General features: G+C 38.3%; 19 protein-coding genes and 4 tRNA genes. 2 read left to right on the forward strand and 21 right to left on the reverse strand.

The genetic code is table 11. From position 1 onward, the window contains the following. Nucleotides 1-106: 106 nt before the first annotated feature. The 17 genes from rplL to R3F25_03045 form a co-directional block, all read right to left on the reverse strand. A complete protein-coding gene (rplL, locus tag R3F25_02965) occupies nt 107-487 on the reverse strand; it encodes a 50S ribosomal protein L7/L12 (protein ID MEZ5495779.1) in 381 nt (126 codons plus the stop codon). 61 nt (nt 488-548) lie between these two features. Next, a complete protein-coding gene (rplJ, locus tag R3F25_02970; GenBank protein MEZ5495780.1) occupies nt 549-1076 on the reverse strand; it encodes a 50S ribosomal protein L10 in 528 nt (175 codons plus the stop codon). Between the two features lie 219 nt (nt 1077-1295). Further along, nucleotides 1296-1994 (reverse strand): 50S ribosomal protein L1, encoded by a 699-nt coding sequence (gene rplA / locus R3F25_02975; protein ID MEZ5495781.1) that lies wholly within the window; start codon nt 1992-1994, stop codon nt 1296-1298. After that, nucleotides 1994-2428: a 50S ribosomal protein L11 gene (rplK, locus tag R3F25_02980; protein ID MEZ5495782.1), complete on the reverse strand. Its 435-nt coding sequence runs from the start codon at nt 2426-2428 to the stop codon at nt 1994-1996. The genes rplA and rplK overlap by 1 nt, the downstream gene beginning before the upstream one ends. 66 nt (nt 2429-2494) lie before the next feature. Next, nucleotides 2495-3028: a transcription termination/antitermination protein NusG gene (gene nusG, locus R3F25_02985; GenBank protein MEZ5495783.1), complete on the reverse strand. Its 534-nt coding sequence runs from the start codon at nt 3026-3028 to the stop codon at nt 2495-2497. 9 nt (nt 3029-3037) lie between these two features. Continuing rightward, nucleotides 3038-3406, reverse strand: coding sequence for a preprotein translocase subunit SecE (secE, locus tag R3F25_02990; GenBank protein ID MEZ5495784.1), 369 nt, complete (start codon nt 3404-3406; stop codon nt 3038-3040). Nucleotides 3407-3446: 40 nt separating this feature from the next. Beyond that, a tRNA-Trp gene (locus tag R3F25_02995) sits at nt 3447-3522 on the reverse strand. 94 nt (nt 3523-3616) lie between these two features. Next, nucleotides 3617-4807 (reverse strand): elongation factor Tu, encoded by a 1191-nt coding sequence (gene tuf / locus R3F25_03000; GenBank protein MEZ5495785.1) that lies wholly within the window; start codon nt 4805-4807, stop codon nt 3617-3619. Nucleotides 4808-4922: 115 nt separating this feature from the next. Further along, nucleotides 4923-4998, reverse strand: a tRNA-Thr gene (locus tag R3F25_03005). A 10-nt stretch (nt 4999-5008) separates the two neighbouring features. Then, a tRNA-Gly gene (locus R3F25_03010) sits at nt 5009-5082 on the reverse strand. A gap of 16 nt (nt 5083-5098) precedes the next feature. Next, nucleotides 5099-5183: transfer RNA gene (locus tag R3F25_03015), tRNA-Tyr, on the reverse strand. A gap of 145 nt (nt 5184-5328) precedes the next feature. Next, nucleotides 5329-5817 (reverse strand): hypothetical protein, encoded by a 489-nt coding sequence (locus tag R3F25_03020; GenBank protein MEZ5495786.1) that lies wholly within the window; start codon nt 5815-5817, stop codon nt 5329-5331. Between the two features lie 206 nt (nt 5818-6023). Further along, a complete protein-coding gene (locus tag R3F25_03025; GenBank protein MEZ5495787.1) occupies nt 6024-8207 on the reverse strand; it encodes a polysaccharide biosynthesis tyrosine autokinase in 2184 nt (727 codons plus the stop codon). A gap of 36 nt (nt 8208-8243) precedes the next feature. Next, nucleotides 8244-8774 carry a polysaccharide biosynthesis/export family protein gene (locus tag R3F25_03030; GenBank protein MEZ5495788.1) on the reverse strand — a complete coding sequence of 177 codons (531 nt, stop codon included), beginning with the start codon at nt 8772-8774 and terminating at the stop codon, nt 8244-8246. A 4-nt stretch (nt 8775-8778) separates the two neighbouring features. After that, nucleotides 8779-9951, reverse strand: a complete 1173-nt coding sequence (locus R3F25_03035; protein ID MEZ5495789.1) for an outer membrane beta-barrel protein — start codon at nt 9949-9951, stop codon at nt 8779-8781. A gap of 124 nt (nt 9952-10075) precedes the next feature. Next, nucleotides 10076-11503 (reverse strand): O-antigen ligase family protein, encoded by a 1428-nt coding sequence (locus tag R3F25_03040; protein MEZ5495790.1) that lies wholly within the window; start codon nt 11501-11503, stop codon nt 10076-10078. Then, complete coding sequence (locus tag R3F25_03045; protein ID MEZ5495791.1) at nt 11500-12471, reverse strand: MraY family glycosyltransferase; 972 nt, start codon at nt 12469-12471, stop codon at nt 11500-11502. Before R3F25_03045 ends, R3F25_03040 begins: the two co-directional genes overlap by 4 nt. A 177-nt stretch (nt 12472-12648) precedes the next feature. On the opposite strand from R3F25_03045, the gene R3F25_03050 reads away from it, so the two are divergent. Then, nucleotides 12649-14403, forward strand: a complete 1755-nt coding sequence (locus R3F25_03050; GenBank protein ID MEZ5495792.1) for an OPT/YSL family transporter — start codon at nt 12649-12651, stop codon at nt 14401-14403. A 1-nt stretch (nt 14404) separates the two neighbouring features. Further along, the gene (locus tag R3F25_03055) at nt 14405-14944 is read left to right on the forward strand and encodes a hypothetical protein (protein MEZ5495793.1); all 540 of its coding nucleotides are present in this window, start codon (nt 14405-14407) and stop codon (nt 14942-14944) included. Nucleotides 14945-15299: 355 nt separating this feature from the next. Here R3F25_03055 and lpxC read toward each other — a convergent pair whose 3' ends face one another. From lpxC to R3F25_03075, 4 genes are all read right to left on the reverse strand, one after another. After that, entirely contained in the window at nt 15300-16205 is a 906-nt protein-coding gene (gene lpxC / locus R3F25_03060) for a UDP-3-O-acyl-N-acetylglucosamine deacetylase (protein ID MEZ5495794.1), read from the reverse strand. 189 nt (nt 16206-16394) lie between these two features. Beyond that, nucleotides 16395-17579, reverse strand: coding sequence for a cell division protein FtsZ (gene ftsZ, locus R3F25_03065; GenBank protein MEZ5495795.1), 1185 nt, complete (start codon nt 17577-17579; stop codon nt 16395-16397). Between the two features lie 46 nt (nt 17580-17625). After that, complete coding sequence (ftsA, locus tag R3F25_03070) at nt 17626-18849, reverse strand: cell division protein FtsA (GenBank protein ID MEZ5495796.1); 1224 nt, start codon at nt 18847-18849, stop codon at nt 17626-17628. After that, the gene (locus R3F25_03075; GenBank protein MEZ5495797.1) at nt 18842-19597 is read right to left on the reverse strand and encodes an FtsQ-type POTRA domain-containing protein; all 756 of its coding nucleotides are present in this window, start codon (nt 19595-19597) and stop codon (nt 18842-18844) included. The genes ftsA and R3F25_03075 overlap by 8 nt, the downstream gene beginning before the upstream one ends. Nucleotides 19598-19604: the final 7 nt, after the last annotated feature.

A 19604-nucleotide genomic window follows, 5' to 3' on the forward strand; every position in this document is an offset into this window, starting at 1 on the left:
AAGTTTTTAGCCGCAAATTTTACAAGAAAAAAAGTATATTTTCTCAAGCGACTAAAGGCCAGCGGATAAATCCGCCAGCCTTATGCTCAAATAAATAGCTGAGTATTTATTTAACTTCTACTTGCGCACCAGCTTCTTCAAGCTGTGCTTTAATAGATTCTGCTTCTTCCTTAGAAACACCTTCTTTAACTGGTGTTGGAGCTCCTTCTACCAAGTCTTTAGCTTCTTTCAAGCCTAACCCTGTAACTCCCCGTACTGCTTTAATAACACCAACTTTCTTATCACCAAAGCTAGAAAGAATAACGTCAAATTCAGTTTTCTCTTCAGCAGCAGCACCTGCATCACCACCGGCAGCAGGAGCAGCAACTGCAACAGCTGCAGCAGCTGATACACCAAATTTATCTTCCATTGCTTCAATTAACTCAACAACTTCCATAACACTCATGTTTGAAATTGCTTCCAAGATATCGTCTTTAGAAACGGCCATCTTATTTCTCCAAAATACTTATAAATTATAAAAAATAAACATAAATCATCAAAAAGATAATTTATGCAGCTTGTTTTTGATCGCGAATTGCTGCAATAGTACGAACCAATTTTGCATGTGGTTCCGCCATTGTGCGAACGAATTTTTCGATAGGTGCTTTCATTACACTCATCAATTGGCTAATAGCTTGTTCTTTAGTTGGTAATGATGCCAAACGACTAAGTTCAGATGCATCAAATACTTTACCGCCTATAGAAACAACTTTTGTTATTAGCTTATCATTCTTCTTTGCGTATTCTTTAATCAAACGAGCCGCACAACCCGGATCTTCCTGAGAGAAAGCATAAATCATTGGACCAACCAACGAGTCTTTCACACATTCAAAATCCGTGCCTTCAACTGCACGTTTAACTAATGAATTCTTAGCAACTTTTAAATAAACACCCGTTTTTCTTGCCTCTGAACGCATTTCGGTAAATGCATCAACAGTAGTACCGATATACTCAGAAACAACCAACGAATGAGCATTCGCTGCTACGCTAGCAATTTCAGCAACCACAGCCTTCTTTTGTTCTAGACTTAAAGCCATGTTTACCTCCTTTGATAAACGTATCAAACAAACCTGCAATGAATTATCATCACAGTACTTTGGTGGCCATTCAATATCTTCAAATTAATTGCAGACTATCAGGCTTCACCATCTACGCAGGAAATTAAGAAAAAATAATTTTCACCTGCGGTCTTTGACGGCCGTCACACTGACAGCCCTCAAAATTCATCTTTACAGATTTTTTATCTGTAAAATATATTACTTAAGATCAAGTGTCGATTGATCAATTTCCAGACCAGGGCCCATTGTTGATGAGACACTAATCTTTCTGATGTATTTTCCTTTAGCTGTTGATGGCTTTTTCTTGATTAAATCTTTTAACAAAGCCATCAAGTTTTCAGTCAATGCGTCTGGAGAGAAGTTCGCTTTCCCAATCATTGCATGAATAATACCTGCTTTATCAACACGATACATTGCTTGACCGGATTTATTATTTTTAACGGCTGTAACCACATCAGGAGTCACAGTTCCAACTTTAGGATTTGGCATCAAACCTCTAGGACCGAGAATCGTACCTAACTTACCAACAACGCGCATTGCATCAGGTGAGGCAATCACAACATCAAAATCCATTAAACCGCCTTTGATTTCATCAGCTAAATCATCCATACCCACATAATCAGCACCAGCTTCTTTTGCTTCATCAGCTTTTGGACCTTGTGCGAATACTGCAACTTTAACAGTTTTTCCAGTTCCTTGCGGCAGAATTGTTGCTCCGCGAACCACTTGGTCGGATTTAGTTGGATTAACACCCAATTTTATAGCTACATCAATTGATTCATTAAATTTAACTTTTGAATTATCACTCAAAAACTTGAATGCATCTGCCAATGAATACAAACTATGTTTATCGAAGCTCTCACGAATCGCTTTCAATCTTTTTCCAATTTTAGCCATTATTCTACTCCCTCAACATTGATACCCATACTTCTTGCTGTACCTGCTATTGTGTTTACAGCAGCATCAAGAGATCCCGCAGTCAAGTCAGGCTCTTTTGCTTTTGCAATTTCTTCTAATTGCTCACGAGTAATCGTACCCACTTTATCAGTGTTTGGCTTACTACTACCGCTCTTCAAACCTAATGCTTTTTTGATTAGCACAGAAGCAGGAGGGGTTTTAGTAACGAACGAGAAACTTCTGTCGTTATAAACTGTAATTACGACTGGAGTTGGAAGACCCGGCTCAAGATTTGCAGTTTGTGCATTGAAAGCCTTACAGAATTCCATAATGTTTACACCATGCTGACCCAAAGCAGGACCAACAGGCGGACTTGGATTGGCTTTTCCTGCAGCAACCTGCAGTTTGATATAAGCCATTACTTTTTTTGCCATTTTATATTCTCCGGGTTCAAGCGCTTGAGTTCACAAGCTCCCCATTGCTATATATCAATAAAAACTTTACAGCTTCTCGACTTGGCCAAAGCCCAACTCAACAGGAGTGGAACGACCAAATATAGAAACCGCAACACGAATTTTACTTTTTTCGTAATTAATATCTTCAACTTCACCGTTGAAGTCAGCAAACGGACCGTCTACAACACGAACCATTTCACCAATATTAAATAAAATTTTAGGTTTAGGTGCATTTTCACCATCTTGAACGCGCTGCAATATTGCATCTGCTTCACGTTTTGTAATTGGAGCAGGCTTTTCTTTGGTTCCACCAATAAAACCCATCACCTTAGGCGTTTCTTTAACTAAATGCCATGAATCGTCATTCATTTCCATTTCAACAAGCACATAGCCCGGAAAGAATTTTCTCTCACTTTGCCTTTTTTGTCCTTTACGCAATTCGACAACAGTCTCAGTTGGAACCAGCACCTCACCAAAGTACTCTTGCATACCCATGCGTTCAATCCTCTCAATTAAGGATTGACAAACTTTATGTTCAAAATTTGAATACGCGTGTACTACATACCAGTGCTTAGCCATAATTCACCTTTAACCAAAGAAATAACCGACAAGCCAACTGAAGAAAAAGTCAACCAACGACAGAAACAAACCAATCACAATGACCACAACCAAAACAACCAGCGTTGTTTGCAATGTTTCATTACGAGTTGGCCAAACAATTTTTTGCCTTTCAATATTTGATGTTTTGACAAAGCTAAAGAAACTTTTACCTTTGTGAGTTGTTAATGCTATTAAAGCACCCAAAACAACACCACCAAGCAAAATCAAAACTCGCAACACTGTTGCAAGCTCATCTTCAAAATATAGATTACCCGCAACACCGGCAATCACTGCCGCTATTGCAAGCCACCAACGAATTTTCTCACCGAATGAATTTGATAAATCTGCTTGACTCATTATTTCTTGCCTTTTTATGTAAAAATCTGAGCTTATCAAATGGCAGGCCAGGAGGGAATCGAACCCACAACCTGCGGTTTTGGAGACCGCCACTCTGCCAATTGAGCTACTGGCCTGTATTTACTTTCCTTAAAAATACCTGATAAAATCTCAGAGAAACCAAAGCCAGCAACACTTGTTGCCGGCTCCTGTTTATTATTTCAGTGTTATTTATTTAAAAATCTTAGAAACAACACCAGCTCCTACTGTGCGACCACCTTCACGAATCGCAAAACGCAATCCTTCATCCATCGCAATAGGATTAATCAATGTAATACGCATCTTGATATTATCGCCAGGCATTACCATCTCAACTCCTTCCGGTAATTCAACTGCACCAGTAATGTCAGTTGTACGGAAGTAAAACTGTGGTCTGTATCCTTTAAAGAATGGCGTATGACGTCCACCTTCATCTTTTGACAATACATAAACCTCAGCTTCAAATTCAGTGTGTGGTGTAATTTTACCAGGATGCGATAATACTTGACCACGTTCAACTTCATCACGTTTTGTACCACGCAACAACACACCTACGTTATCACCGGCACGACCTTCGTCAAGTAGTTTACGGAACATTTCAACACCGGTACAAACTGTTTTTCTGGTTTCTCTGATTCCAACAATCTCTAACTCTTCACCAACTTTAACGATTCCACGCTCAACACGACCGGTAACTACTGTTCCACGACCTGAGATTGAGAACACGTCTTCGATTGGTAACAAGAATGGCTGATCAACATCACGCTCTGGCTCAGGGAAATAAGAATCCATAGCATCCAAAAGAGCTTCAATTGAAGGAACACCAATCGGACTCATATCACCTTCAAGTGCTTTCAATGCAGAACCTTTAACCATTGGAGTGTCATCACCAGGGAAGTCATAATCACTTAGCAATTCACGAATTTCCATTTCAACAAGTTCCAACAACTCTTCGTCATCAACTTGGTCACATTTGTTCATGTAAACAAGAATATAAGGTACACCAACCTGGCGACCCAACAAGATATGCTCACGAGTTTGTGGCATCGGACCATCTGCTGCTGATACTACCAATATCGCGCCGTCCATTTGTGCCGCACCTGTAATCATGTTTTTAACATAGTCAGCATGGCCAGGACAGTCAACGTGTGCATAGTGACGACCTTCTGTTTCGTACTCTACGTGAGCTGTTGCGATCGTAATACCACGCTCTCTTTCTTCCGGCGCATTATCAATTTGATCGTAATCTTTAAATGTGCCACCAATCTTCTCAGCTGAAACCTTTGTTAAAGCTGCCGTTAAAGTTGTTTTACCATGATCAACGTGACCAATCGTTCCCACATTAACATGCGGCTTATTGCGTTCAAATTTTTCTTTAGACATTGCTCTATTACTCCACTTTAGTGTAAGCGTTTCTTAAAATTATTTAAGTCGAAACCCAAAACATTGTTATTCATTTTTTAGTTTGAGACTTGCTTCCTGCTCTAGCTACCACAAATGGTGCCCATAACTGGAATCGAACCAGTGACCTCTTCCCTACCAAGAAAGTGCTCTACCGACTGAGCTATATGGGCAGTTCATATCTGGAGCGGGTGATGGGAATCGAACCCACGCGATCAGCTTGGAAGGCTGAAGTTCTACCATTGAACTACACCCGCTAAGGCACTTTTAATATGGTGGAGGGAGGAGGATTCGAACCTCCGAAGTCAGAGACAGCAGATTTACAGTCTGCCCCCGTTGGCCGCTTGGGTATCCCTCCGGCTCAAACAAAGCAAGGCATTTTGCAAAAAAAGATATACCTTGTCAATGTTAATCTGTATTTTTTTTATAATTACCTCCTTTAATACCAAAACATTAAAGGATATTTGCAAATTTGTCAGTTGGTGACAATCTTTGAACGATGATTAATCAACTAGTGGTTGCCAGTAATTATTTTTGCAGGTCGCGGATTGTACATGAGTTTTATCATAAAGAAAATCACAAAATTCATAAACTCTAGCAAATTTTGCAGAAATACCAATAACCAATGATTTTATAAACTCTGATTGATTACTTAAATAGTTTAAAGCTATTACTTTTGACTCTTTATTGAGATTATCCCAGTTATAAAACAAGCTCTCTGCAATGCTGAAAACAACTTGTTTTTCATAAGCTCCGTATTTTATTGCGTTGTCAAAATTATTTGAAAAATTGTTACTTTGAATTGCTTCCGCTTGTAACATACCAGAGAAATAATATGGCCAGGATGGTCTTGTGGATAAAAGGCCTAAATACTCTTCTGTGAGATTAATCAATTGCTCTGACGAGCCTGAGTCCAATAGATTTGCACGCAACTGCAACTCTGTCATTGCAGGATTAATCACATACGAGGCGAACCATCCTGAATCACTCATTTGAAATCCTTCTAAGCTAATATCACTTTGTTTCTTGAAATATTTGGCATTAAATTGCACTCTAAAATCTTCTAATAACAATGCTGATTTAAATATGGAGTAATAGAAGAACAAGCAAATTACGAGTCCAGTTATAACTACTACCGAGTATATCTTTTGCTTGCTTAAAATCATAAAACCCCAATCCTCACAGGAAGCTGATTTGTCTACTTTTTACTGCCCGGGGATTTATGATAACCATAGTGGCCGTAATAGTTTCCTTCATACTTATAATATCTGCCATACCTTGCTTTATTGGTTTTTAAACGATTCAACGAAACACCAATAATTTTAGCCGAAACTCTTTTTAAGCGGGTAATTGCACTTTCAATAAGTTGCGATGGTGTAGATTCATGCTTAATTACAAATAACACTCCATCCACTTTTTGAGATAATACCAAGGCATCACTCACTGCCATAACCGGTGCACAGTCAATAATTACAAACTTATACCTCTCTTTTAATTTGGCCAACAACAAGTCAAATTTTTCAGAAGATAGCAACTCTAGTGGATTTGGTGGAATCATTCCTGATGAAAGTATATGCAGATTCTTTGAGCGAGCATCAACGGTGATACTTTCGGAAAAACCGGATTCACCCGAAATAAATGAGGACAAACCTTTAGCATTCTTGCCCCCCATATTTTTTTTCACCATAGGTCTACGTAAATCAGCTTCAACCAATATCGCATCACCTAAATGTGACAACGAGTGAGCCAGGTTCATTGCTATTGTGGTTTTCCCCTCACTGGGCACGGTTGAGGTCACAAGAATAGACTTATTAGTTTTATCAGGTAATGATAATAATACACCCGTCCTCAAAGTACGGATAGATTCAGAAAACGCCGATTTTGTCGATTCAACAAATTGTAATGCCGGCGAAACTTCATCCTTTTTCTCGATAATATTAGGTAACATCCCAATAACCGGTACCCCAAGTTTCTTTTCCACTTCATCGCTTGATCGAAAAGTATTATCAAAATGCTCCAACAAGAATGCTGCCAAAACACCTAAAACAACACCTATAAACATTCCGATAGCCAAAATAATTTTTTTGTTGGGTTTGTATGGCCCTTTCGGAACAACTGCTTTATTCAAAACTCTGGCATTAATCGTTTGCACAGAAGCTGTTTTTACCGCATCAGTTTCTTTTGACTGTTTCAAGAATGCCGCGTAAATTTGTTTGTTATATTCATAATCTCGTTTAAGCGCATCATATTCAAAAGCCAATTCATTACTTGTTGAAATTTCGCCTTTTATAGATGACAAAGCGGACTCTTCAAATTCGATTTCTTTCGCAATTGACTCATAATCAGCGACCAACAAATCTGCTGTTGTTTGTAAAATAGAATAATACTCTCTTTCTGCCAGTTTTCGCGCTTCAATCGCTCGTTTCATCTTTGGATGTTTCGGACCATAAACCAAACCAAGCTCTGAAACTTCAGAAACCGCTGAAGCATATTTGGATTTTTGGTTGATAACCTCTGATTTCTCCAAAATATCCGGAACTCTTGCCAAATTAACCGGGTCATTTCCAACGCTTTTAACCCGACGATAAACCGCCTCCAAATTGAGTTTCTGCCTTTTTAGCTCTGTGATTCGAGCATTCTTATCACTCAACTCTTGTACTGCCAAATCATCTCCGGTTTCCGGTAAGAAAATTTTATGCTTATTTTGAAACTCTCTTAATGCCTGCTCAGAAACCTCAACCTTTTTTTCCAGTTCCGGTAATTGCTTGGAAATACTCTCGCCGGTTCTCTGTTTTGCATTGATATTGGATTCGATAACTTCTTCGATATAGGATTCCGCTAAGGCATTCGCTTTTAAAGTTGCCAAAAACGGGTCGTAATCATCAAACGAAATAGTAAAGACACCACTACCTTTTGCCTGATCAACACTCATGGTGCTGCCAATATTGGCCATCGCCATTTCGAACAGTTCTTCTTTGGTTTTATCCGAATAGTCTTTAACCTCATATCCCGGGAGCAGTTTTTCATACCATTTCAATTCGTGCTTTTTAGGAATAAATTTTTCAACCCCAATTCTTTCAACAACTCGCTTTGCGACAGGAATTGATCTTAAGACGTAAACCTGATTTGGATAAAACTCCCTGTCCATCCCCATTAAACCAAATATCTGATCTAACGAAGCCATTTTGGCCGGCCTTTCAATCAACAAACTGGAACTGGATTGATAAACGGGTTTCGCTTTTATTGCCCAATAAAAGGCAAATAATGAAGATAATAGAATGAATGAAAAAATAACAATCCAATGTTTTCTTGCTAATGACAAAAAGCTCTTTAAATCAAGAGCTTTATTTTCAACATCGTTATAACGATCCTGTTGTTGCATATTAAACCATTCCGAATTGATAAAACTTAAAGAAAATCAGAAAAAACTTTCTTTGACAATAATAATATCACCTGAAGCTATGCTTTCATCGAGGGAAATCTTCCTCTCAGAACTTTCATCTTCTCCAGCTTCAGTGATATATATTTTCTTTTTATTGGCACGTTCAGTGAACCCACCTGCTAATGCAACTGCTTTTCTAACTGTCAAGCCAGGTTCAAAGGGATAAGAGCCGGGTGATTTTACCTCTCCCTGAATAAAGAAAGGCTTAAACTCTTTGACGACAACAGTCACCTGAGGATTTATGAAATAACCATCCTTTAATAAAGTGACTATTTCTCCTTTGACATCACCTACTTCCTTACCCTCAACAGAGACCCTTCCAGCAAAAGGATATTCGATAAAACCTGAGCTATCTACCGTTACATCCAAATTGAGCTCAGGTTCGCCAAACACCTCCAAATGCAACACATCGCCTGACGAAATATTGTACGCAAAAACCTGAATTGAGGACACCATAAGCATCAAACATATCAGTTTAAGAAAGTGTTTAGAAATCAACAAAACCATTGAACTACTTCGATAATTCCAGTGTGAAAAGTATAGAATTATCTTTATATTCAAAGTCTTCCAATGATGAACTCCTATCCGAATGTCTGTATCCCAATCCTGATATTAACCAATCTGAGAACTGATATTTTGCAGATAAACCATAATAGTTCAGACTATCATCTCTCAAACTGCCTTTATATTTTTCATCTGAATAACCAACATTTGCTGTTGTGCTGAAACGATCCACCCAATAATGAGTCCAACCCAAATCCGCTGAATTCCTTAATACATAAGAACCATTGCCGTTTGTTTCATCAGTTTCACGAGCCAATGTCAAATCAAAAACAGAGTAACTTCTTGGACTCCAAGTCACACCTGCTTCAACGGCCATACCCGAAAAATCATCATGAGCAGGCTCTTTAAAATCTTTAGACAAATATCCAACTAAAGCTCGAGCAGTCGTTTTACCGGTCACATTCCATTCAGCACCAAGCATTAAACGAGTCTCTTCGTTATCCAATGATGCAATATCATAATCAATATCTGCATATTTGGCTTGTAGTAAGTAATTTGTTTTTGGAGAAATTTGATGAGTGTAGGTTGCACCTAAATAACGAGTTTCACGATCTCTTGTCGCAGTATATTCACGATTATTATCATATTCACGATCAATCACTCCAAGTTCAACATCAATTGAACCTTTAGCACCAACACCACCATAATGCCACTTACCACCAACCCCAAAAGAATGCCACTCATCCGGATCCAGCCCTAAATTCAATAGCAAACCTTGTTGATTAGCCGTACCAATTCTATCTGTACCATCATAATACTCAGCCGTTAAATCAAACCTTGTACGACTTGATGCATTATGACCAAGACCTGCCAAAAAGTGATGCATTTCAAAATTGTAATTTGAGTCCGCATTAAAAACAGTTCTGTCATAATTATACTGAGCAAGAAAATTGGTTTTCTCACCTTCTGTTTCTAAACGAATTCCCGGTGAAAAAACATAGTAATTAGAACTTAATTTATCATCACCTCTTCCGTAATAAACATTATCATCATGACCATAACTTAATCCTACGGTTGGAAAAAGTGTAAACGAACCCATCTGGATTCCTTCTTGTTGAGCATATAAATTTGCAGACAAACCAACTGAAAGCAATAAAACTATTTTTTTATAATTATTCATAAGACAACCTTGCCCCTATCATTCAATTTCAACCCTTAATCCCACATATTGTAAAACACAAGGATTCCCACCTTATACAATATAACATGAAAGAAAAAAAAATAACCTTTTTTATATATTTTTCTTAGTTTTTAATCTTTGACATAACAATTCTTCCATAAATTGTGGAAATCACAACAATTATTGCAAAAACATTTGCCGGAATTCGACCATTAAAATCCATTGTCCCATGTGTCAGCATATAGATAATTGATGAGATACAACATATCCCAACAATCCGATAAAACCGGCTTTCGCTTCGAAAAATAAACATAAATATCCGATAAAGGAAAACAGCTACAATTGCGAAAAGTATCAAACTAAACAATCCATATTCGGTTACAAATTCAATATAATCGTTATGGGCATGATCAAAATAAGCAACTTGCTCTACTGCTCGATGATTGACAAAGAAAACCTGATAAGCCCCGGGTCCAACTCCTGAGAACCAATATTTGCCGATGTTATCAAAGAACTGATTGACAGCAAGCATTCGACCTTGAGCAGAGTCCACAACAAACTCCACACTATCTTCTGTATCCTGTCCAAGAATTTTCATCAGATAATTGATATCATCAGCAACTAACACCAAAAACACTATTCCCAATGCAAAAATCATAATAATGGTATTAAACTTAACTGACTTGTTTTTTCTGGTGAAAAATACAAACACATACAGGAAAAAGATTGAAAGTAACAATGATGCCAAACCGGCTCTGGAATGAGAGTTCCAAATCCCGGCAAGAATTAAGAACAAACAAAAATCCAACAGTCTGAGTGGATCACTGACAAATCGTACAAATCTGATTCTGAAGCTACTGTTAGCAAACTCGCTGTTTTTGCGATTCAAAATTCGACGCAACATCAACCCGCTCATAAAACAGATTGATAAAAATGCGACCAAGTGATTTTTATTGATAAAAGTCCCCGAAGCATTATTTGGTGTAACTGTAGTCACTTGCACCAAAGTTCCGGTTTTATCCATTGAAACCAGATACATTCCATAAACAGCTTCAAACAATCCCAAAATCACAAAAAGCGTTAGAATCACCTTAATCCGGTAACGAGAATTAATGAGTAATGTTCCAAGGACAAAAACAATCAAAAAATATAAACTCAACATCAAAGTTGAAAATGTCGCATGCAAATCCAAAGTGAGATACCCGGACTCAACTCCGATATTTTTATAGGCTTGAGCGACAGTCGGGCTCAATATCTCAAGTAAACCTAAAGGCAACGGAATCAGATAAAGCAAATTCGCAACAAACCAGCTCCCAATCAAAACAAGCTCGGTTTTCATACGCTTTAATGGAGACCAATTGATACATTTATTGGAAAATAGCGAACACAACACCATTGAAAGTAAAAGCAGTGAAACAATAATTGCTTCAAAAGACCATGCCCATACACGGTTTGATCCAAGTGGAAATGGATTGATTAGCACCACCAAACAAAAAATCACAAAAAACAAACCTTGTCGCTTATTGCCTTCTCCGGCATGAAACACACTCATAGTTCCTTATTCCTTTTAACCCACTGATAACTCATTGTTTTATAATAAATCACTGACATCAAAATAAAAGTATAAAATTGAATATATTCAGCAACTCTAAAACGTAAAAACAACAAACCAATGGCTATCATCATGATTTGTAACAACAAAATAAACAACAAAGCCTGAGATTGACTATATCCTTTGGATATAAACAAATGATGAAGATGGGTTTTATCCGGTTTGAATGGAGACTTTCCGTTTGATATCCTTTTTAACATAACATAAATAGTATCATAAATTGGCAAACCAACCAGATAAAGCGCCGTTACCGGATATATCGACTGTCCTTGATAAAAGTTAAGCTGAGAATAAACCACCAACAACCAACCAAGAACAAATCCCAAAAACAAACTTCCACTATCTCCCAGAAAGATTTTATACTTTTCCGACAAGTTAAAGAACACAAACACCAACAAAGCAATCAAGACATATAACAACCAAACGCTTAAGCCACTGACCTCAGATATCATTGCTAAAGTCAAAGTTGGTATAAAAAAAGTCAAGGCAGCTAAACCGTCAATTCCATCCGACATATTTAATGCGTTGATAACACCAACTACACCAAAAACAGTAATCGGAATTGCCAAATACACTAATTGTAAATCCCAACCGGGATATAAAAGCTCACCAAAAGTATTCAATTTAACGCCGGAAAAATAAATCACTCCCAAACAAGCGAGAATTTGTACCAGGAACCGCCAAAAAGCACTTAACTGAAAAATGTCATCCAACAACCCTACCAAAACAACAAATGACGTGGAAATCAACAGAACTTTGGAAAACAAATCAACATCATCCAACTGTAATAAAATAATTGCTGAAACAATAAACAAGACAATCCCTCCAACCAAAGGAATTGGGTGGGAATGTATTTTTCTCTGCTCAGGAACATCCATTAACTTCAACTGGCTCGCTATCTGCCTCATTAAAATTAACAAAATAGCAGTCACTGGCAGAGCCATTAAGAGTAACAGGTAATTTATCTTGAAATCCATAAATAGTAATTTATCATGAGTTTCTCATGCTTAAAAGATTTTGCAAAATAATATTAACCATAAAACAAATTCATGTATAATCATTTGTTCTTTTTTCAGGAGAAATAAATGTCTGAACATGTTTCAAAAAATCATGCAGGACCAATTACCAGAGGAGCTTATCCTGAATTAACTCCTCATGCAGTTATTGTCGGTTACTTTTTAGGTGTTGTACTGGCTGTGTCAATTGGTTATGCCTCTTTAAAACTGGGGTTTTCAATTGAAGGTTCCGAACTAGCGGCTATTTTGGGATTTGGTATTTTGCGTGGTTTGTTACGTCGCCGTTCCATTATCGAAAACAATGTCACACAAACTGTCGCATCAGCGGTCAATGGTGCTTCATCCGGCATGATGTTTTCCGTACCTGCAATTTTTATTCTCGGTTATGGGACAGAATTCAATCCCTATGTCCTTACATTTGGTGCAATAGCAGGGGCATTTTTAGGAATTGCGTTTATTATTCCATTAAGAAAACAAATGATTGACTATGAACGCCTGACCTATCCGGGTGGTGTAGCAGTGGCATCTATTTTGAAATCACCGGGAGCCGGCATTAACAAAGCCATGCTTCTGATTGGAGCAATGCTGATTTCGGGTATCGTGCATTTCATATCAATTTATTCAGGCGTAGAATATTGGGCTTTATTTGAGCAACTAGGGCTACCTGATTATTTAAACGGGACATGGTATCTTTCACTAATGACAATCGGTGTAGCATTTATTGCCGGCCGTGGTGGGTTGGCTTTCATTATCGGAGGATTTGTTTGTTATTGGGTGCTTGCACCATTACTGGACTTAACCGGAATGTTTCCAACCGACCCGAAAACCGGAGCTGAAATTACAGACCCGAATCAACTGCGACTTATGCTATTCCGACCAACCGGAATTGGCATGCTCATTGGTGGTGCGATAGTCGGAGTTATGTTTGCCTTGCCACTGATTAAATCGGCTATTAAATCCATGCAATCTTCGGCAAAAACCGAAAGTGCTATGAGCAAAGATGAAATGCCAATCAAGTTACTTTATATCGCTATTGTCGGTGCGGCAATTCTGCTTGGTGTGATGGCAATCACTTCAGCTCAAGAAACAGGAATCATCAGAGGATTGTTAATGGCAGTTCTTGGAACTCTGTGGATTTGGATGGCTGGCATTATTCTTTCAGAAGCCATTGGTCGTACCAATTGGTCTCCGCTTTCAGGAATGACTCTCATTGCTGTTACATTATTAATCATGATAACCCAAACATTTGGCGGAATGAGCACTCCCCAAGCCATTGTTGCTGCAGTGACAGTTGGTGCAGCAACCTGTGTTGCCATGAGCCAGGCAACAGATTTGATGCTGGATTTAAAAACTGGTTATCTGGTTGGTGCAACACCAAGACAGCAACAGCTGGGACAGTTTTTCGGAGCTTGGCTGGGACCGATCGTCATTATTGTTCTAATCTTTATTTTAGGAGAAGCCTATACTTTCGGAAGTGATGATTTACCAGCTCCTCAAGGTCAAGCACTTGCTTCAATGATTGAAGGTATCACCGGTGGTAATATTCCAACTGAAAAATACGTAGCCGGAGCAATATTAGGAGGGCTTCTATCTCTTCTGCAAGCGGGACTTGGAATCACTGTAGGCTTAGGCTTTTATTTACCTTTTGATATTGTTCTAACCTATTCGATTGGAACATTGCTGCGTGAAATCGTTGATCGCAAAATGGGCAAAAGTTGGTCTGAAAGCAAAGGCATTCCAATTGCTGCCGGATTAATCGTTGGAGAAGCATTAGTCGGAGTCGGAAAAGCCGTTTATATCATTTCTAGTGGAACCGGAGGTTAATATGAAAAAGTTATCATTCTTATTAGTTGCACTTTCTTTTCTGGCAGGTTCTTATTTAACCTCTTTGGATAAAGAACACGTCAATTGGATGTATTTTATTCCGGTTCTACTTGTTGGATTCGCATCTGCATTCTGGTTTCAAAAGATATCCAGTGAAGAAAACAAACACGGTGATGTTTTAAAAAACAACAAAAAGATTCTGATTGAATCATTGAACAATATTATCAATAATCTTTCTGATTTAAACGGCCGTAAAGACAAAGTTCCGACCTACGATATGAGATTTGAAATTGATAAGTTGTTCCGTGATGACTTGCTCAATTTTGCCGAAGCCCGTGAAAGCATGAAACACCTCTTCGGTTTACAACACTATGCAGACATTATGTCCAGTTTTGCTGCCGGTGAGCGTTATATCAATCGTGTTTGGTCAGCTTCTACCGATGGTTATATCGACGAAGTCATGATGTATGTTGAAAAATCTTACGATCAATTTCAACATGCAAAAGAGGAGTTTGATACTGCATTGAACCAACAAAACTAATGTAGTTGATTGAATAAACTCCCGAATTCTGGGAGTTTATTCTCAATATTTAGTTATATTTTGCCTGAATATTTTTTCTTCAAAAAAATAATTAAATTAAACCATAGATAAAACCTGCAACAAAACAAATCCAGAAAACATATCTTGATAAACGGTTATAACTAAAGTTTCTGATAAACTCTGAAAGTTTAATTCTATGAAGTTTTCCCTAAATTTTTGATGAATTATAACCATACATACTATATTTGGTAACAAGCGATAAGTATATACATATCGGGAGTGTGAATCTTAAAATATTTATTGCAATAAAAAACAGACACAAAGGTCTGTTTTTTCGTTAATTAGAAAACTCAATCTACGCAAATACAGGGAATAAATTTTCTTCTTTTTGTGCTTTCTCTTCAAATGTAACCAGTTCCCAGGCATCTTGCTGTTGTAATAACTCTCTGGCGAGTTGATTATTCAATGCATGTCCGGATTTATATCCATAGAATGAACCAATAACAGGATGACCCAATTGATAAATATCACCAATTGCGTCCAGAATTTTGTGTTTAACAAATTCATCTTCGTATCTTAAACCATCTTGGTTAAGTACACGATAATCATCCAACACAATAGCATTATCCATGCTACCGCCTTTGGCTAAATTACTGGCATGAAGCATCTCAATATCTCGCATAAAACCAAAAGTTCTGGCTCTGGAAATTTCTTTCACAAAAGCATTCATACTCAAATCAATTTCTTTGGTTTTAGTGTGATCACTAAATGCTGGGTGGTTAAATTCAATCTCAAATTTAAGTTTAAATCCATCGTGAGGTTCAAAGCGGGCAACTTTATCCCCGTGTTGGACTTCAACCGGTTTGATTATTTTGATAAATTTCTTAGCCTTATCCTGAAATTTAATTCCTGCGGATTGAATAAGGAATACAAATGGACCCGAACTGCCATCCATAATTGGCACTTCAGAGGAACTGAGTTCAACACGACAATTGTCAATACCCATTCCGCTAAATGCTGCCATCAAATGCTCAACAGTTGCCACACGGATTCCATCTTGAATCAATGTTGTTGACATACTGGTATCACCCACTAAAGACGCATCAGCCTTTATACTGGGAGAATTCTCGCAATCTGTTCTGGTAAAAACAATACCGGTATCAACGTCAGCAGGTTTCAAAGTAATAAACACTTTTTGACCGGTATGAATGCCGACACCTGTAGCTCTCACAACATTTTTCAGGGTTCTTTGTTTTATCATTATGATGTTTTGAGATTATTCACAACTCTAGAACTGCCAAGTCTATCACATTAATTTCAGATTGACAAAATATTAGTTGTAAATTAACAACTGACTGTTGTATTTATACAACGTGTGTTTCAGCAGCCCCCGGAGGTGAGGAACTGCTGAAACTGTATCACGATTTAACTTAGTTAATAAACTATAGGTTTAATCAACTTGGTTTCTTAGAAATGCTGGAATATTCAAATAATCATCTGACATCATTGGGTCTTTTTCAGCTCTGATTGAAACACTGTCATCATCTGAGTCAGACATCAATGAACTTCCTGCACCAACTGTCGTTCTTTTAGGAACATAGAGCTTATCGAGAACAGGATTGCTGGTACGATCTTCATCTGAGTTCAAATCTTTTACCAGTTTCACTTTAGGCTCTGCTGTACCATTGAGCCCTGTTGCCACAACTGTTACACGAATTTCTCCCTCCATATCCGGATCAATTGCAGTACCAATAACCACTGTTGAGTTTTCAGAGGTGTATTCTTCAACCATTTCACCAATTTCCTGAACTTCGCCTAATTCCAAGTCCAATCCCGATGTAATATTCACCAATATTCCTTTCGCACCATGCATATCAATATCTTCCAACAATGGACTGTGAATGGCTAATTCAGTCGCATGTAAAGCTCTGTCATCACCTCTGCCGATTCCTGTGCCCATCATTGCCATACCCATTTCTGACATAACGGTTTTTACGTCAGCGAAATCGACGTTAACCATACCAGGGCAAGTAATCAAATCGGAAATTCCTTGAACAGCACCATGAAGAACATCATTAGACGCTTTGAATGCATTGAGCAACGTAGTACCTCTGTCAAAATGTGTCAGCAATTTACCATTTGGTATGGTAATTAACGAATCAACATATTGTTCCAAATCTTTAATGCCTTTATCAGCAACCGCCATTCTGCGTTTTCCTTCAAAAGGAAATGGCTTGGTAACAACTGCAACTGTGAGGATGTTCATTTCTTTGGCGATTTGCGCCACAACCGGAGCCGCACCTGTTCCTGTTCCTCCGCCCATACCGGCAGTGATAAATACCATATCAGTATTCGCAAGAACCTCTTTGAAGCGTTCACGATCTTCCAAAGCTGCTTGTCTGCCGACTTCAGGGTTTGCACCTGCACCCAAACCTTTGGTGACGTTTTGACCAATTCTTATGATATTTTTACAACGAGTTTTTTCAAGAGCCTGAATATCTGTATTGGCACAGATAAATTCGACACCTTGAATATCGGCTTCAACCATTTGCTGGACCGTGTTTCCACCGCCACCGCCTAAACCGATGACCTTAATTACAGCTCCTGAGCTGTCATTTTCCATTATTTCAAACATTTTCTATTACCTCCAAAATGCTATTTATGAAACAAAAAATACTCTGTTAAAATTCAGAGAAAAACCACTTTTTAATTTTGCTGAATATATTGCCCGATTCAGCAAGCTCACTCTCACCACGTTCATTCTTACTACCATAGAGCAACAACCCTACGCCGGTCGAATGAACCGGATTCTTTACAACTTCTTTTAAACCGGAAATGTTAATCGGATGCCCGATTCGTACCGGTAAATGAAATATTTCTTCTGCTAACTCGATTGTGCCTTCCATTTTTGAAGCACCACCGGTTAAAACGATTCCTGCAGCAACCAACTCTGCAAAACCGCTTCTTTGTAATTCGGATTGAATTAAAGTAAATAATTCCTCATAACGAGGTTCAACCACCTCTGCCAATGTTTGACGTGCCAATCTTCTTGCCGGACGATCACCGACACTGGGAACGGAAATTGTTTCTTCAGCCGATGCTAACTGTCTCAATGCACAGGCATATTTCAATTTGATTTCTTCAGCGTATTGAGTCGGTGTTCTCATTGCAATTGCAATGTCATTGGTCACCTGATCACCCGCAATTGGGATAGCAACTGCGTGTCTGATTGCCCCATTGGTATAAATTGCAATGTCTGTCGTTCCTGCTCCGATATCTACCAAGCAAACGCCAAGTTCTTTTTCATCATCCGTCAAAACTGCTTCTGAAGATGCTAATTGTTCAACAATCAACTGATCCACATGCAAACCGCAACGAGCTACACATTTGGAAATATTTTGTGCCGCAGAATCCGAGCCTGTTATCAGATGCACTCTGGCTTCTAAACGCACTCCGGACATTCCGATGGGACGCCTGATTCCATCTTGCCCATCTATGACATATTCCTGTGGTAAAACATGCAAAACTTTTTGATCCGCAGGAATCGGAACCGCCTTTGCCGCATCCAAAACTTTTTCAACATCCTGATGTGTCACTTCTTTATCCTTGATTGCAACAATTCCATGTGAGTTAATACTACGAATATGACTTCCTGCAATTCCTGCATAAACGGATTGTATTTCACAACCCGCCATCAATTCAGCTTCTTCAATGGCTCTGCGAATAGATTGCACTGTGGACTCAATATCAACCACCACTCCGCGTTTCAATCCTCTGGATGGAGATGAACCGATTCCAACAATTTCCAAACTACCGTCTTTGTGCTGTTCGCCAACAATTGCAACAATCTTGGATGTTCCAATATCCAAACCAACAACCAAATTGTTCTCTGATTTTCTAGCCATTTAATTTTCCATCATCATGTAATTGTTGAATCTCATCAATTTGTTCCTGTAACTCAGGAATTTCATGCCACTTGACGACATAACCATTGGTATAACGCAAATCAATGGAATCCAGCGGATTTGGTTTCAACTGAATCAACTGTGACCATGTATCAGCCAACCTCAATAATTTTGCATCAATTTGCTGAGAACCCAGATTAACCTCCACTCCGTTACTCAAATTTGCCAGCCATCCACCTCTGTCACTAATATTCGCAGAAGTTATCTCATATCCTGTCCTCTTGGCGATTTCGTTATATCTCACAAACTTGTGCCAAGTATTTTCTGAGTCAACATCTTTTGCATATATCTTTGGTAGTGTCGATAAATCATCAATGCTATCAACTTTGAATATTTCTCCTTTATCATTCAGCAGCTTATTGTTATTCCACACGGCAGCAGCTTCATGTTCATTCAATTGCACCAAAAGTGTGTTTGGCCATTTTTTAGTTACAATCACTGACTGAACCCAAGGAATTTCCAATAAATTTTCTCTAATCTGTGAAACATCAATTTTGAAAAACGATCTTTCCGGATAAGCAGCAACAGCCACTCTGATTTGTTCAGAATTGACTCTTTTAAATTTAGCAGCGACATCAATATTATTCACTTCCCAATGTTTTGATTTAATCACACCTGAGAAAAAAGCAGCCATCAACAGTACTGTCAAAGACAACATCAAAAGTGATAATTTTGTGCCTTTTGACATTTCCATT

The sequence above is a fragment of the Gammaproteobacteria bacterium genome (assembly GCA_041395445.1).
GTDB lineage: Bacteria > Pseudomonadota > Gammaproteobacteria > Xanthomonadales > Marinicellaceae > NORP309.